Genomic DNA, 14439 nt, shown 5'->3' with positions numbered 1-14439 from the left:
CTAGCTGGCACTTTGACATTTTTCCTGTCAGATGGCGCAGAATTTAGCGCTTTACATTTTTAGAACGAAGGGACTTTACGCAAATGACCACCCCAAACCCGAACCCAAACGATCCGGCGCGCAACGTTAACCCGAACGTCGACCCGACGGCAGATCCCGCAACCGAGATCATTGAGACCACCCCGCGTGCAACTGCGGGTTCCACCGCAGTCACCACCGAAGACAACAACGGTGGCGGCGGCTGGTGGAAGTGGCTCATCGGCCTGATCGCCGCCCTGCTGCTGATCTGGCTGCTGCTCAACCTCTTCAGCAACAATGACGACGCAATCCCAGCCGGCCCAGCCGTCGAAACTGAGACCACCTCCTCCTCCGTGGTCAACGAGACCACCACAGTTGAATCCGGTACCGTTACCGAGACTCCGACCGCTGCGAACGAGACCGTGACCGAGACCGTAGTTGAGGAAAGCGCCGCAAAGTCCGAGGCGCCGGCAGAGTCTGAGGCTCCAGCGGAGTCCGAGGCACCAGCGGAGTCTGAGGCGCCGGCAGAGGACGCCCCGGAAGCTGAGACCGCAGCACCGGCAACCAACTAACCTGCCGCCTCTAGCGTTGAGCTAGACGCATATACCCCGACTCGCCGCATGGCGGGCCGGGGTTTTTCATTGACAACTCCCCCCACCGCCTCCCCCGGGCTTCAGCGCGAAGGTCCCCAGGCATCCATTCGGGCTATCCGATGTTTGCTATCCGATGTTTAGATTATGCCGCGAACAGATCTATCCAGAACGGATACCTTGTCCGGAAATCCACCGCCCCTACCTGCATAAACGTTGCACCGCTGATACACGTTGGCCAGCTGCCGGGCGGGGACATTGTTCGCCAACGCTAAAAGTCGGATAGCAAGCGAAAAGCCCCCGCACCGCCCGCAATAACGGGGCGAACCGGGGGCTTCAAGCACAAACTGTGAAACCTGTGCAGACTACAACGACTTACGCAGTCTCGTTGAGCGGGTTCTTCACCCAGCTCATCATGTCGCGCAGCTTCTCACCGGTCTGCTCGATCGGGTGCTGCGAAACCTTCGCACGCAGGTCCTCGAGCTCCTTGTTGCCGTTCTTCACGTTGTCAACCAGGCGCTGGGTGAAGGTGCCGTCCTGGATGTCCTTCAGGATCTCGCGCATGCGGTCCTTCGCGCCCTCATCAATCACACGCGGGCCAGACAGGTAGCCACCGAACTCGGCAGTGTCAGAGATGGAGTAGTTCATGTTGGCCAGGCCACCTTCATAAACCAGGTCCACAATGAGCTTCATCTCGTGCAGGCACTCGAAGTATGCCATCTCCGGCTCATAGCCAGCCTCGGTCAGCACCTCGAAGCCCTTCATGATCAGGTCTTCCAGGCCACCGCAGAGCACAGCCTGCTCGCCGAAGAGGTCCGTCACCGTCTCTGCCTCGAAGGTGGTCGGGATAACGCCAGCGCGTGCGCCACCAATAGCTGCAGCGTAGGACAGAGCCAGTTCGCGGCCGTTGCCCTTGGGGTCCTGCTCAACTGCAATCAGGGTCGGCACACCCTTGCCGTCAACGAAGGTACGGCGAACCAGGTGGCCCGGCCCCTTCGGAGCAACCATTGCAACGGTGATGTTGTCTGCCGGCTCAATCAGCTTGAAGTGGATGTTCAGGCCGTGACCGAAGAACAGGGCGTCGCCGTCCTTAAGGTTTGGCTCGATGTCCTTGGTAAAGATCTCAGCCTGGGAGGTGTCCGGAGCAAGCAGCATGATGACGTCTGCCCATGCGGCTGCGTCAGCGTTGGACTTAACCTCGAAGCCTGCCTCCTTGGCCTTCGCTGCGGACTTGGAGCCTTCGCGCAGACCAACGACAACCTCGACGCCAGACTCGCGCAGGTTCTGCGCGTGGGCGTGGCCCTGGGAGCCGTAGCCGATGATCGCAACCTTCTTGCCCTGGATCAGCGACAGGTCCGCGTCATTGTCATAAAGCACTTCGATAGCCATGAGTGATGCACTCACCTTTCCTATATGTTGGGACGGTTGTTCCATATTATGACACACCGTCACGAGCTATGTGGCCACAGCTCGCAAAAAGTTAATTGTTTTTCTTGGACGGAGCCAACGTCTTGGACCCACGGTTGAGCGCAACCTGGCCGGAACGAACCATTTCACGGATGCCAAAGGTTTCAATGACATCCAGGAATGCACGCAACTTCTCCGGAGTGCCCGTGGCCTCAATAACCACAGACTCCGGCGACACATCCACCACGCGGGCGCGGAAGATGTTCGCGGTTTCCACAACCTGGGCACGCGTCTGGTTCGTCGCGTTGACCTTGACCAGAAGCAGGGAACGCGCGATCGTCTGATCGTCTTCAAGCCGAAGCACCTTAAGCACCTGGATGAGCTTGTTCAGCTGCTTGGTGATCTGCTCGATTGCATACTCGGAAGCGTCCACCACAATGGTCAGACGGTTAATACCTTCCGTCTCCGTCTTCGCGGACACCAAGGACACCAGGTTGTAACCACGGCGTGTAAACAGTGCCGTAACGCGGGTGATGATGCCGTCTACATCCAACACCAGCACGGAGAGGATATTGCGAGTGGTCTCGTCTTCGTGTGCCATTAGCGGTTCTCCTCCGTGATTTCATCGATAGCCTCATGGATTGCCGCCGGCGACTCTGCCGCGGACTCCTCCAGGTCAAAAAATGGACGCATGCCAAGCGCATACTGCATGTCAGAGTTAGACGCACCGGCCGCAATCATCGGCCACACCTGCGCGTCCTCACCAACAATGAACTCCACCACCACAGGGCGGTCATTGATCTCGCGTGCGCGCTCAATCGCCGGAATGACCTCTTCCTTCGTGGTCACGCGGATCGCCTCCGCGCCCAGTGCTTCGCTGAGCTTTACAAAATCCGGCACGTACTGCTCTGCATTGCCGCCAAGCTTGGTGTGGGAATACGTTCCGTCATAGAACAGGGTCTGCCACTGGCGCACCATGCCAAGATTGCCGTTATTAATCAGCGCAACTTTGAACGGGAAGCCCTCAAGTGCGGCCGTGGTGATTTCCTGGTTGGTCATCTGGAAGCAGCCGTCACCGTCAACGGCCCACACTTCCTTCTCCGGGCAACCAGCCTTCGCGCCGAGCGCCGCTGGGATGGCGTAGCCCATCGTGCCCAGACCGCCAGAGTTGAGCCAGTGGCGCGGACGGTCAAAGTCAATGAACTGTGCGGACCACATCTGGTGCTGACCCACGCCAGCAACGTAGATGGCGTCCGTGCCAACAACCTTCGACAGCGTCTCAATGACAAACTGCGGGGACAGCTTGCCGTCAGACTGCTCGTCATAGCCACGCGGGAAACGCTCCTTCAAATCTTCCAAGCGAGCGATCCACTCATCAATCTGTGGCGCAGCGTTGCGCTTGGAGTCACGGAACGCATCCGTCAGCTGTGCAAGTACACGCTTCGCATCCCCCACGATCGGCACATCCACCTCGCGGATCTTGCCCACCTCAGCCGGGTCAATATCGGCATGGATGGTCTTTGCCAGGGGTGCGAAGGTGTCGGTGTCGCCGGTCACGCGATCGTCGAAACGCGTGCCAATAGCAATGAGCAAGTCAGACTCCTGCAGCGAGCCGACCGCGGGCACCGAGCCGTGCATACCCGGCATACCCATGTAGAGCGGGTGATGCTGCGGGAACGCACCGAGCGCCATCAAGGTGGTAACCACCGGGATGCCGGTGATCTCGGCGAACTCCAGAAGCTCCTTATGCGCCTCCGCCTTCACCACACCACCACCGATGTACAGCACCGGGCGCTTAGCCTCAGAGATCATCTTTGCGGCCTGGGAGATCTGGCGGTTGTGCGGCTTCGTATTCGGCTTATACCCCGGCAGGTCCAGCTCCGGCGGCCAGTTAAATTCCACCATCTGCGCCTGGACGTCCTTCGGGATATCCACAAGCACAGGTCCCGGGCGGCCAGTCGAGGCAATGTGGAACGCTGCGTTCAGCGTCGCCGGGATGTCCTCAACATCGGTCACCATGTAGTTGTGCTTAGTAATAGGCATGGTGATACCGCGGATGTCTGCCTCCTGGAAAGCATCCGTACCAATCAAGGGAGAGCCCACCTGGCCGGTAATGGCAACGATGGGCACCGAATCCAAGTACGCATCCGCCAGTGCGGTCACCAGGTTGGTTGCACCTGGGCCGGACGTAGCAATACAAACGCCGACCTTGCCGGACGCCACTGCATAGCCTTCCGCTGCGTGGCCTGCGCCCTGCTCATGGCGCACCAGCACGTGACGCAGCGTACGCGCGCGAGACAGCGCATCGTACAGCGGCAACACGGCACCGCCAGGAAGGCCGAACACAATGTCAACCCCAAGTTCTTCCAAACTACGAACCGTAGCGTCAGCGCCAGTCATAACCTCCGGTCCAGGCGCTGCGGCTTCGGCTGCGGGCTGCGGTGATGCTGCCACGATACAAAGCTCCTTCTTCATGTCTTATTCACGGAATTCGATCACACAAACAAAAAGCCCTCGAGCGAGCTAGAAGCTCTCGAGGGCGCTTGGTTTGCGGCTAGCTTTGAGTGCAACCCGCTTACGGCAAGCGCCGCATCGGAATTACTACTACTACAAGTCGCGTCGTGATCATGCGTTAAATAATACACAGCTTTGCTACGCATATATGCGATAGTGAGTAATTTTTTTCATACGCGTTGACTACCATGTCAGGAATGACCGATGCTCCCCGTATTTTCCGCCCCTCTAGAGAGCACGTCATCGCTATTGCAATGATGACGGGCATTGCCCTGATTGGTATTTTGTGGGCCCCCCTCAAACTGGGATGGGTCCTGATATTCCCCATCTTCGCTCTTGTGTGGATCTTCAACGCCAAGACCACGATTTCTGATTCGGGCATTTCCATCAACTACCTGTTGCGCAAGAACGTCTCGCTTGCATGGGACCAGCTCAAGGGTGTGAGTTTTAAGGGCAGCAAGGCACTTGCCACAACTGTCGACGGCCGCGAGTACCCCATGCCCGGCATCACCTTCAACACCCTGCCTGATCTGGCAGAAGCCTCCCGCGGCCGCATCGCAGATGTGATTACGCAGGCCGCCGAGTCTTCTGACGGCAAGTACGAAGTCATTGACAAAGAGGGCTATAGCGTATTGCTCGACCAGGACGAGTACGAAGAGTACTTAAAGGAGCATCCGGATATGCCCGGCCCGCGCCCCGCTGATAACCCCGCTGATAACCCCGCCAATAGCCAGAACTAAAGGAGTACCCCCATGATCCCCCTCCGCTCACGCGTCACCACCATCGGCCGCCAAGCAGCTGGCGCGCGCGCCCTGTGGCGTGCCACCGGCACTGAGGAAAACGAGTTTGGCAAGCCGATCGTGGCAATTGTGAACTCCTACACCCAGTTTGTGCCGGGCCACGTCCACCTGAAGAATGTCGGCGACATTGTTGCGGACGCGGTTCGTGCCGCTGGTGGTGTGCCGAAGGAGTTCAACACCATCGCCGTTGATGACGGCATTGCCATGGGGCATGCTGGCATGCTCTACTCTCTGCCCAGCCGCGAGATCATCTCGGATTCCGTGGAGTACATGTGCAATGCCCACACCGTGGATGCGATGGTGTGCATCTCCAACTGCGACAAGATCACCCCGGGCATGCTCAACGCCGCGATGCGTCTCAACATCCCGGCAGTGTTTGTCTCCGGCGGACCGATGGAGGCTGGCAAGGCCATCAACGCGGGTGATGTGGTCAAGCCGAAGTCTGACCTGATCGACGCTATCGCGCTGTCCGCGAACGACTCAGTCAGCGATGCGCAGCTCGACGACATTGCCAACAACGCCTGCCCCACCTGCGGTTCCTGCTCCGGTATGTTCACCGCCAACTCCATGAATTGCCTGACCGAGGCACTGGGCCTGTCGCTGCCCGGCAACGGCACAACGCTGGCTACCCACACCGCACGCCGCGCACTGTTTGAGCAGGCTGGTTCCAAGATCGTTGAGCTGTGCAACCGCTACTACGGCGAAGGCGACGAGTCGGTTCTCCCGCGCTCCATTGCCACCGAGCACGCGTTCCGCAACGCCATGGCGCTGGATATGGCCATGGGCGGCTCCACCAACACCATCTTGCACATCCTCGCTGCGGCGCAGGAGGGTGAGGTGGACTTTGACCTTGCCGATATTGATGAGCTCTCCCACCAGATCCCGTGCCTGTCCAAGGTGGCACCGAATGGCGACGCCCACGTGGAGGACGTCCACCGCGCCGGCGGCATCCCGGCGATCCTGGGCGAGCTGCACCGTGCGGGGCTTCTGCATGATGACGTGCACTCGGTCTCCTACAATTCCCTCGACGCCTGGCTGGGCGACTGGGATATTCGCGGCGCTTCCCCGCTTCCGGAGGCCGTGGAGTTGTTCCACGCGGCTCCGGGCGGCACGCGTACGACGGAGGCGTTTAGCCAGTCCGCCCGCTGGGAGTCGTTGGACACCGACTCCGCAAACGGCGTGATCCACGACGTTGAGCACCCGATTACTTCCGACGGCGGCCTAGTCGTCCTGCGCGGTAACCTCGCACCGGACGGCGCAATTTTGAAGACCGCCGGCGTGGAGGAAGGCCTCTGGGAGTTCTCCGGTCCTGCCCGCGTTGTGGATTCTCAGGAGCAGGCAGTGTCCATGATCCTCAACCGCGAGGTCTTGGAGGGCGAGGTTGTGGTCATCCGCTACGAGGGTCCCTCCGGCGGTCCGGGCATGCAGGAGATGCTGCACCCCACGTCCTTCCTCAAGGGCGCTGGCTTGGGCAAGAAGTGCGCGCTGATTACAGACGGCCGCTTTTCCGGCGGCACCTCCGGCCTGTCCATCGGCCACATCTCCCCCGAGGCTGCACATGGCGGCCTGATCGGCCTAGTACAAAACGGCGACATCATCGCCATCTCCGTAGCCAACCGTGAGCTGCGCCTGGTTGTGGACGATGAGGAGCTGGCCCGCCGCCGCGAGGAAATGGAAGCGTCGGACAACCCGTGGACGCCGAACCGCACCCGCCACGTATCGAAGGCACTGCGCGCATACGCAAAAATGGCGACCAGCGCCGATAAGGGCGCTGTCCGCCAAGTTGATTAACGCGGCCTAAGCCACGGTTGACGCGGTTTACGCGGCTTTATGCCAGCGGGTTGACGCCGGCGCCGAACCACCAGATAGCGCCGGCTGCGGCCAGCCCAAGCAGGGCGCAGATCCAGGACGACGCCAACGGTCGACGCGCCCATCCCCTACCAGTGTCCACGCTGTAGAGGCCCGGGCCGGTAAAGGTCAGGGCGAAGGTGAGGCCGAGGAGGAGGGTTGGGAGGATCACGGTGGCGTCGGTAAGCAAAAGGCTCCAGCCACCGTCTGCCGCGGTCAACGCGTGCAGTGCCTCAAAACCCGTGACTGCCACACCAACCGCTGCCGCGACCGGGGTGATCAAACCAAGAATCAGGAACACACCCGCAGTCAGCTCCAGCGTAGGAACGATAATTGCCATGCCGTTGCCGAACGGGTAATTGGCGTACGCGCTCTCCAGCGCACCAATGCCGCCGGAGGAACCCAAGTTGAAAAAGGTAGCGATCGCACGCACCGTGAGGTAACCGCCCACCAACAGGCGAAGCAGCAGCAAACCAAAGTCAATGGTTCCGCGGCCAACTGGGGCGACCACAGGTTCCTCTACAACCGGATCCGATACAACCGTGACCTCGTCATACACCGGCGCAGCGGGAGCAATGTACTGCGGTTCACGGTCAATTGCAGCGGTTTCGCCTGTAGCTGCGGGCGCAGCCGGCGTGGAGGCTGCAAATACCTCCGTCTCTGCGGTGCCCACCGGGTCCGTTCCAGGAGTGTAGGCCGGCACTTCGTCGTGCGAGAAATCTTCGGGCGTAGCGTCGCGCAAATGATCGCGCTGATTATCGGTTGCCATACCCCCTAAACTATGCGAGTTTTCCTATCCAACTCTGCATGACAAACGGCGTGTTCCCAACCGGGTTAACTACCGAGCGTTTTCAGCGCCTCCCCATCTAGGCGCATAGTGGTCCACTCCCCCATGTCATGGGCACCGATGGAGCTATAGAAGCCTATCGACGGCTCGTTCCACCTCAACACCGTCCACTCCACACGCCTGTAATCATTGTCCACAGCAATCTTTGCCAGTGCTTTGAGCAAAGCAGTCCCAATTCCATTCCCGCGCGCCTGTTCACGCACGTACAGGTCCTCCAACCAGATGCCGTGACGGCCGTGCCACGTGGAGTAATTCAAAAACCACATGGCCATCCCCTGCACCTTGCCGTCGACCTCCGCGATGAGGGTGTAAACGCGCGGGTTCTCCCCAAACAGGTGGGTACGCACGTCTTCTTCAGTGGAGGTGACTTCATCCGGAGCTTTCTCGTATTCCGCAAGCTCATTGATCATTGCGAAGATCTCAGGAACGTCTGATTCCACTGCGGGGCGAATATTCAACATGGTTCAACCATACTTTTCACCCCTGTATTAAAGTCACTGCCATGGAACGTTTTCATTGGCTGGAAGATCACGATGCAGACGTCTGGCGCACCCTCTGGACATTTGTTTCCTGGGTGCCTGCACGCCTGGATGAGCACCTGAAACGCCAAGAGAAAATGGGGCTGCCCGATTACATGACACTGCTGTCCATCGCCCAGGCGGAAAACCACACCACCACGATGTCTAAACTCGCCGACGCCACGATGATGTCGCCTTCACGCCTGTCACACGTGATGGATCGCCTTGAGCAGCGCGGCTTTACCGAACGTAACCGCAGCGCCGAGGACCGCCGTTCTACGTTTGCCACGTTGACTGAAGACGGTGTGGAGTTTGTCGTGCGCTCCACCCCTGAAGTGATCGCCCATATCCGTGGGACCATCTTTGAGCAGGTGACCGCTAAGGAAGCCGAGCAGCTGAAGAAGATTATGGCCAAGATCATGACCAACACCCCGAAGGCACCGGGGATGTAGGTGGGTTGGGCCTGGGCTGACCTGCGTTAATCCCACGCGTCACTTTAGCCTCATTGCAAACATTTCGATTTGTTACGGATGTGACTTCAAAACCCCAGGACACTGAAAGATTTCGCATTTGTTTTCAGTGTCCTTGTTAGCTATACCGCTCATTTAGGTTGCTGACCTGCGCTAATCCCACGCGTCACACCAGCCTCATTGCAACCAAAGCCGTTTGTTACGGAAGTGAAAACCGCCACCTGGGTTTTTGTAAATGACCCCGGGGTCGCTTACAAAAATCCACCCGGGAACCACCCTCCAACGCCCTCCAGCTTTGTACGCTGCATGTTCCATCTGGGGGCATTTTAATTTCAAAGTGTTACCATCGGGCCCGTTTGTGACAGAACCACTTTTGGAAGGAAACACAACTTCATGCCCAAAACCTTAAAAGTAGCGCTAGCGCTTGTTGGCCTGACGGTCGGCGCCGGCTTCGCGTCAGGCCAAGAAGTCATTCAATACTTTCTCTCGTTCGGTTATTGGGGCATCGTAGGTGCGGCCATTGCGGGCGCCGCCATCGCCATCTTCAGTGGCTGGGTCTACCAGCTTGGCTCCTACTACATGGCTGATGACCACAGCGCGGTGTTCAAGAGCGTGTCGCGTCCGTGGGTGGCCAGGTACATGGACGTCACCACTATTTTTACACTGTTCTGCATTGGCTTTGTCATGGTCGCCGGCGCGGGCGCAAACTTGCAGCAGCAGTTCGGTCTGGACACGTGGATTGGCTCGGCCATCATGGTCGTGTTGCTCCTGCTGTCAGGTTTGCTGGATATTGACAAGCTCACGGACGTGTTCTCGTTCATTACTCCGCTTTTGATCATCTGCTTGCTTGGCGCGTTTGCAATCACGTTGGCAAACATGCCGTCTGATTTCGCGCACATCAATGAGCTTGCAATGACCAACACGCAGGCTTCGGGCACGTTTGGTAACTGGTTTATTACCGCACTGAACTACGCCACGCTGGTCATGATTATGGACGCCTCCATGATGCTCGTCTTCGCCGGCTCCCACATGAACCCGGCCCAGGCGGGCAAGGGCGGCCTGCTCGGCGGCATCATGTTCGCGGTACTGCTGCTCATGCTCACGTTCATCCTGTTTGCCAACATGGAAAACGTCATGGGCGCAGATATGCCGCTGCTGATGGTCTTTGACAACATGCACCCGTCTATTGGCGTGTTCGTCTCCATCGTGATCTACCTGATGATTTACAACACTGCTGTTGGCATGTTCTACGCCATCGGTCGCCGCACTAGCCACAGCAACCCGAAGCGTTTCCGCCTGTACTACTTCTTGGCGGTGATGGTTGGTTTCGCGCTGTCCTTCATTGGCTTCGCCGATCTTGTTGGCTGGGTGTACCCGGTGCTTGGTTACCTTGGCCTGGTGCTTGGCGTGGCTATGGGTGTCGCGTGGTTCCGTGACCGCAAGAATATCCAGGATGAGACGGAGCGTCGCGAACGTCTTGCAGAGCTGGCTGAGACTCAGCTCGACCCGGCAATGGAGGACCTAACTCGTGCCGAGCGCGCTGAGGTTGATGAGCTGGCTGCGGATTCTCACGTGGACACGCAGGATCTGTGGCAGTCCGTGCAGGAGGAAGTTGCGGCTGACTTGCACGCGGATAGCTCCAGTGAATTCGATATTGCGGATACGCCTGCGCTCGACCCGGAGCACGAAGATTATGAGGGCGCGCCTGAGGCCAAGGGCGATGAGATTCACTGGGAGGCGTACGAGGAAATGTACAAAACTGGTGAGTTCCCGGCCGTAAAGCCTGAAACGAAGTAGCACTTCGCTTGTCAACGCCCAAACGCAAAACCCCTACCAACCGCGCACCCAACGGGTAACGCATAGGTAGGGGTTTTCGTCTCCTCAGCGGGAGCACTACCAAGCGGGAGTTCTCCCCCGCTTACTCGGCGAGCTTCTTGGCAATCAGCTGGTTGACCTGGCCTGGGTCGGCCTTGCCCTGCGTTGCCTTCATCACGGCGCCAACGATGGCACCGGTGACCTTCTTATTGCCTGCGCGGTACTTCTCCACGATGTCCGGGTTGGCGGCCAGGGCTTCGTCGACGGCTTTCTCAATTGCACCGTCGTCACGCACGACCTCAAGGCCACGGGCGGCGACAACCTCGTCGACGCTGCCCTCGCCAGCAATGACACCGTCGATGGCCTGGCGGCCCAGCTTGGTGGTCAGCTTGCCTTCCTTGACCAGCTCCACCACACGTGCCACATCAGCCGGGCTGACACCAAGCGCGTCCAGGTCCTTGCCCGCCTCATTGGCCTTGCCGTTGATGTAGGAGACCCACCAGGAACGGGCCTCGTCCGGAGTGGTGCCGGCCTCAACGGTGTCCACGATTAGATCCAATGCACCAGCGTTGACCAGGTCACGGAACTCCTTCTCCGGCAGCTGCCACTCCTCCTGGATGCGCGCGCGGCGCACCCACGGAAGTTCCGGCAAAGTTGCGCGGATTTCCTCAACCCACTCTGGCTTTGCAATCACCGGCGGCAGGTCAGGGTCGTTGAAGTAGCGGTAGTCCGACGCCTCTTCCTTCGGACGCCCCTTGGAGGTGGAGCCGTCCTTCTCCTGGTAGTGGCGGGTCTCCTGGACGATCTCCTCGCCGTTTTCCAGTGCGGCGGCCTGGCGCTGCATCTCAAAGCGCACGGCCTGCTCGACCGACTTCAGGGAGTTAATATTCTTCGTTTCGGTACGGGTGCCAAACTTCTCCTGGCCGATGGGGCGAAGGGAGACGTTAGCGTCGCAACGCATGCTGCCCTGATCCATACGAGCATCGGAGACACCAAGTGCCTTCACCAACTCGCGCAGCGCACCAACATAGGCCTTGGCCACCTCGGGGGCGCGCTCGCCGGCGCCGATGATCGGCTTGGTCACAATCTCAATGAGCGGGATGCCGGCACGGTTGCAGTCCACAAGCGACGCCGTCGCGCCCGTAATACGGCCGGACGCAGAACCCAGGTGGGTCAGCTTGCCGGTGTCTTCCTCCATGTGCGCGCGCTCGATCTCAACGCGCCACTCCGTGCCGTCCTCCAGCATGACGTCCAGGTAACCGTCGTACGCAATCGGCTCGTCGTACTGGGAGATCTGGTAGTTCTTCGGCTGGTCCGGGTAGAAATAGTTCTTGCGCGCAAACCGGGAAGACTCTGCAATCTTGCAGTTCAACGCTAGGCCGATCTTGATGGCCCACTCCACGCCCTTCGCGTTCACCACCGGCAGTGCGCCAGGAAGGCCGAGCGAAACCGGGTCAATGTTCGTGTTCGGCGCCGCACCAAAGTGTGCGGAGGCAGTGGAGAACATCTTCGTCTCAGTGGCAAGCTCGACGTGCACCTCAAGACCCATAACCGGGTCGTACTTTTCCAGTACCTCGTCGTAATCCATCAGGTCATACGCAGTCATGCCGGTCAGTCTACTGCCCCACTCCACACACCCGCGCTACAGCTCGCCGCGTCGCTCGATCCAAACAAAAGCTGCGGTCTTTTCACGGCCCACTGAGAGCCCATTGCTTATCGACGCCACATTGCCCCCATGCACCGTCCCCCACACCGTATCCCCTGCCTCGGCTGGCAATACGCGGCACAACAGTTGCATCGCCGCAGAGCCGAAACCATGGCCCCGGGCATGATTATCAAGTAGGATTTCGTAGACCTGAAATCCCCGCATACCGTTCGCGTCATCACGCGCGGCGGCAATGATGCCCGCGTGCTGCCCGTCAATCTCAATGGTGCACAGCGCGCCTGTCTCCGCGCAGCTTGTCAGCTGCTCAAGCGTTGCCGCTTCAGTCCACGTGGCAACTTCGGGCGTTTGCTTAATCACGCGGGCAAGCACCTCATCGGCATAGGTAACTATCTCGGCCGGTTCTGCAGGTACCAGCCGCACGCGCTCGCACTGTGGCCGCAGCGGCCGCTCACGCAGCTGCGAGACAAGTCCCGCGATAATCCACTGGTCCACGTCAACATCTGCGGGCGGGTCCGGCAGTTCGAAGCGGATGGCAAGCGGCACAAACTCGGCGAACTCCCGGTGGAGCTTTTTCGCATACGGCACCAAAGCGTCGTACTGCGGAGGCAACGAGGTGGCAACAACGCTTACAAACGGCTTTTGCGGATCCAGTCCGAGAAACCGGATACCCGCTACACACCAGTTGCCGTCGCTGAACTCGATGTGCCGGTTTGCCCACGCCAACGGGTCTGACACATCGGGACCGCCGAGGGTGCGGAGGTGGTCTCTAAAACCTGCGCCAAATTCCGTGTTGGCTACGTGGTCAGCTTGGGGGCGCATTTCTTGCGTGGCTAGTAGAAGCCGCTCTTCTGGGCCGTACCACTGGCGCAACCTGCTCGGCATCCATGCCTCGTAGCGCTCAGCCATTTGTTCGAGCAACGTCATGTGTGTGCCTTCCGTTAGTGTCAAACTGACCAAAACCCGAGCTGAAACGGGCTAGGTTAGACGCATGTGGACTGATGAAGTGCGAAAACTGAAGCAAGAGAAAAACGCCGTGATTTTGGCGCACAACTACCAAATCCCGGAGATTCAAGACATCGCCGACTTTACAGGCGACTCGCTTGCGCTGTCCCGCATCGCGGCGAAAACCGATGCGGATGTGATCGTCTTTTGCGGTGTGCACTTCATGGCGGAAAGTGCGAAGATCTTAAGCCCCGACAAGACCGTGCTGATCCCGGATGCGGATGCTGGTTGCTCGCTGGCGGACTCCATTACTGCCGATCAGCTGCGTGAATGGAAGGCGCAGCATCCGGACGCGCTGGTAGTCAGCTACGTCAACACCACCGCAGAGGTCAAGGCGCTAACTGATATCTGCTGCACCTCTTCCAATGCGGTTGATGTGGTCAACTCCATCGACCCGGATCAGGAGATCCTCTTCTGCCCCGACCAGTTCCTAGGCGCGCACGTCAAGCGTGAGACTGGGCGTGAGAACATCCGCATTTGGGCCGGTGAGTGCCACGTCCACGCCGGTATCAACGGCAAGGACCTGGCAGACCAAGCGGCCGCCCACCCGGAGGCACCGCTGTACATCCACCCGGAGTGCGGCTGCGCCAACTCCGCGATCTACCTGGCGGGCGAAGGCGTGATTGATCCGCAGCGTGTGCACATGCTCTCTACTGGCGGCATGCTTGAGCAGGCTGGGCGGGACACTGAGGGCACGGTGCTGGTGGCTACTGAGGTGGGCATGTTGCACCAGCTGCAGCAAGCTTCGCCTGCGGTTGATTTCCAGCCGGTCAACCCCAAGGCGTCATGCACGTACATGAAGATGATTACGCCGGAGAAGCTGGTTGCCTCGCTGCGGGAGATGCGCGATGAGGTCACAGTGCCGGAGGATGTGGCGGCGAAGGCTCGTCAGTCGCTGGAGCGCATGATTGCCATTGGTAACCCGGGTAGTGGGGAGTAGAACG

Annotated in this window: 13 protein-coding genes; 6 read left to right on the top strand and 7 right to left on the bottom strand. The window is 59.4% G+C overall.

All coding sequences use genetic code 11. From position 1 onward, the window contains the following. Positions 1–83 precede the first annotated feature (83 nt). On the top strand, positions 84–590 hold the full coding sequence (locus I6I71_RS08395; protein WP_201820340.1) for a hypothetical protein: 507 nt from the start codon (positions 84–86) through the stop codon (positions 588–590). 393 nt (positions 591–983) lie between these two features. Here I6I71_RS08395 and ilvC read toward each other — a convergent pair whose 3' ends face one another. From ilvC to I6I71_RS08380, 3 genes are all read right to left on the bottom strand, one after another. Beyond that, positions 984–1997: a ketol-acid reductoisomerase gene (gene ilvC, locus I6I71_RS08390; RefSeq protein WP_201820338.1), complete on the bottom strand. Its 1014-nt coding sequence runs from the start codon at positions 1995–1997 to the stop codon at positions 984–986. Positions 1998–2088: 91 nt separating this feature from the next. After that, a complete protein-coding gene (gene ilvN / locus I6I71_RS08385; RefSeq protein WP_052204583.1) occupies positions 2089–2616 on the bottom strand; it encodes an acetolactate synthase small subunit in 528 nt (175 codons plus the stop codon). Next, positions 2616–4490: an acetolactate synthase large subunit gene (locus tag I6I71_RS08380; protein ID WP_201820335.1), complete on the bottom strand. Its 1875-nt coding sequence runs from the start codon at positions 4488–4490 to the stop codon at positions 2616–2618. Before I6I71_RS08380 ends, ilvN begins: the two co-directional genes overlap by 1 nt. Positions 4491–4726: 236 nt before the next feature. Here I6I71_RS08380 and I6I71_RS08375 point away from each other — a divergent pair, with 236 nt between their 5' ends. Together I6I71_RS08375 and ilvD are read left to right on the top strand one after the other, a co-directional pair. Continuing rightward, positions 4727–5269: a PH domain-containing protein gene (locus tag I6I71_RS08375; RefSeq protein ID WP_101734979.1), complete on the top strand. Its 543-nt coding sequence runs from the start codon at positions 4727–4729 to the stop codon at positions 5267–5269. Between the two features lie 12 nt (positions 5270–5281). Beyond that, entirely contained in the window at positions 5282–7120 is a 1839-nt protein-coding gene (gene ilvD / locus I6I71_RS08370; RefSeq protein WP_201820333.1) for a dihydroxy-acid dehydratase, read from the top strand. A 37-nt stretch (positions 7121–7157) separates the two neighbouring features. On the opposite strand, the gene I6I71_RS08365 is transcribed toward ilvD, so the two are convergent. Further along, positions 7158–7946, bottom strand: coding sequence for a DoxX family protein (locus I6I71_RS08365; RefSeq protein ID WP_201820331.1), 789 nt, complete (start codon positions 7944–7946; stop codon positions 7158–7160). A 65-nt stretch (positions 7947–8011) separates the two neighbouring features. Next, complete coding sequence (locus I6I71_RS08360; RefSeq protein WP_201820329.1) at positions 8012–8485, bottom strand: GNAT family N-acetyltransferase; 474 nt, start codon at positions 8483–8485, stop codon at positions 8012–8014. A gap of 41 nt (positions 8486–8526) precedes the next feature. Here I6I71_RS08360 and I6I71_RS08355 point away from each other — a divergent pair, with 41 nt between their 5' ends. Together I6I71_RS08355 and I6I71_RS08350 are read left to right on the top strand one after the other, a co-directional pair. Then, positions 8527–8994: a MarR family winged helix-turn-helix transcriptional regulator gene (locus I6I71_RS08355; protein ID WP_052204596.1), complete on the top strand. Its 468-nt coding sequence runs from the start codon at positions 8527–8529 to the stop codon at positions 8992–8994. Positions 8995–9405: 411 nt separating this feature from the next. Continuing rightward, the gene (locus I6I71_RS08350) at positions 9406–10809 is read left to right on the top strand and encodes a YkvI family membrane protein (protein WP_052204597.1); all 1404 of its coding nucleotides are present in this window, start codon (positions 9406–9408) and stop codon (positions 10807–10809) included. 121 nt (positions 10810–10930) lie between these two features. Here I6I71_RS08350 and gatB read toward each other — a convergent pair whose 3' ends face one another. Both gatB and I6I71_RS08340 read right to left on the bottom strand, forming a co-directional pair. Then, on the bottom strand, positions 10931–12433 hold the full coding sequence (gatB, locus tag I6I71_RS08345) for an Asp-tRNA(Asn)/Glu-tRNA(Gln) amidotransferase subunit GatB (RefSeq protein ID WP_052204599.1): 1503 nt from the start codon (positions 12431–12433) through the stop codon (positions 10931–10933). 36 nt (positions 12434–12469) lie between these two features. Continuing rightward, positions 12470–13417: a GNAT family N-acetyltransferase gene (locus I6I71_RS08340; RefSeq protein ID WP_201820326.1), complete on the bottom strand. Its 948-nt coding sequence runs from the start codon at positions 13415–13417 to the stop codon at positions 12470–12472. Positions 13418–13481: 64 nt separating this feature from the next. On the opposite strand from I6I71_RS08340, the gene nadA reads away from it, so the two are divergent. Next, on the top strand, positions 13482–14435 hold the full coding sequence (gene nadA / locus I6I71_RS08335; protein ID WP_052204603.1) for a quinolinate synthase NadA: 954 nt from the start codon (positions 13482–13484) through the stop codon (positions 14433–14435). The last annotated feature ends 4 nt before the right edge of the window (positions 14436–14439 follow it).

This window comes from Corynebacterium riegelii, assembly GCF_016728505.1.
In the GTDB taxonomy this organism is placed as follows: domain Bacteria; phylum Actinomycetota; class Actinomycetes; order Mycobacteriales; family Mycobacteriaceae; genus Corynebacterium; species Corynebacterium riegelii.
Note: the sequence above shows the minus strand (reverse complement) of the source record. Positions and strands in the feature narration are given on the sequence as shown.

What these genes read in the sequence shown, in the direction of transcription:
- ilvN (WP_052204583.1), bottom strand. Translation starts at nt 2,616, where the DNA reads ATGGCACACGAAGACGAGACCACTCGCAATATCCTCTCCGTGCTGGTG.
- I6I71_RS08380 (WP_201820335.1), bottom strand. Translation starts at nt 4,490, where the DNA reads ATGAAGAAGGAGCTTTGTATCGTGGCAGCATCACCGCAGCCCGCAGCC.
- I6I71_RS08395 (WP_201820340.1), top strand. Translation starts at nt 84, where the DNA reads ATGACCACCCCAAACCCGAACCCAAACGATCCGGCGCGCAACGTTAAC.
- I6I71_RS08355 (WP_052204596.1), top strand. Translation starts at nt 8,527, where the DNA reads ATGGAACGTTTTCATTGGCTGGAAGATCACGATGCAGACGTCTGGCGC.
- nadA (WP_052204603.1), top strand. Translation starts at nt 13,482, where the DNA reads ATGTGGACTGATGAAGTGCGAAAACTGAAGCAAGAGAAAAACGCCGTG.
- I6I71_RS08375 (WP_101734979.1), top strand. Translation starts at nt 4,727, where the DNA reads ATGACCGATGCTCCCCGTATTTTCCGCCCCTCTAGAGAGCACGTCATC.
- I6I71_RS08365 (WP_201820331.1), bottom strand. Translation starts at nt 7,946, where the DNA reads ATGGCAACCGATAATCAGCGCGATCATTTGCGCGACGCTACGCCCGAA.
- I6I71_RS08340 (WP_201820326.1), bottom strand. Translation starts at nt 13,417, where the DNA reads ATGACGTTGCTCGAACAAATGGCTGAGCGCTACGAGGCATGGATGCCG.
- gatB (WP_052204599.1), bottom strand. Translation starts at nt 12,433, where the DNA reads ATGACTGCGTATGACCTGATGGATTACGACGAGGTACTGGAAAAGTAC.
- I6I71_RS08360 (WP_201820329.1), bottom strand. Translation starts at nt 8,485, where the DNA reads ATGTTGAATATTCGCCCCGCAGTGGAATCAGACGTTCCTGAGATCTTC.
- I6I71_RS08350 (WP_052204597.1), top strand. Translation starts at nt 9,406, where the DNA reads ATGCCCAAAACCTTAAAAGTAGCGCTAGCGCTTGTTGGCCTGACGGTC.
- ilvC (WP_201820338.1), bottom strand. Translation starts at nt 1,997, where the DNA reads ATGGCTATCGAAGTGCTTTATGACAATGACGCGGACCTGTCGCTGATC.
- ilvD (WP_201820333.1), top strand. Translation starts at nt 5,282, where the DNA reads ATGATCCCCCTCCGCTCACGCGTCACCACCATCGGCCGCCAAGCAGCT.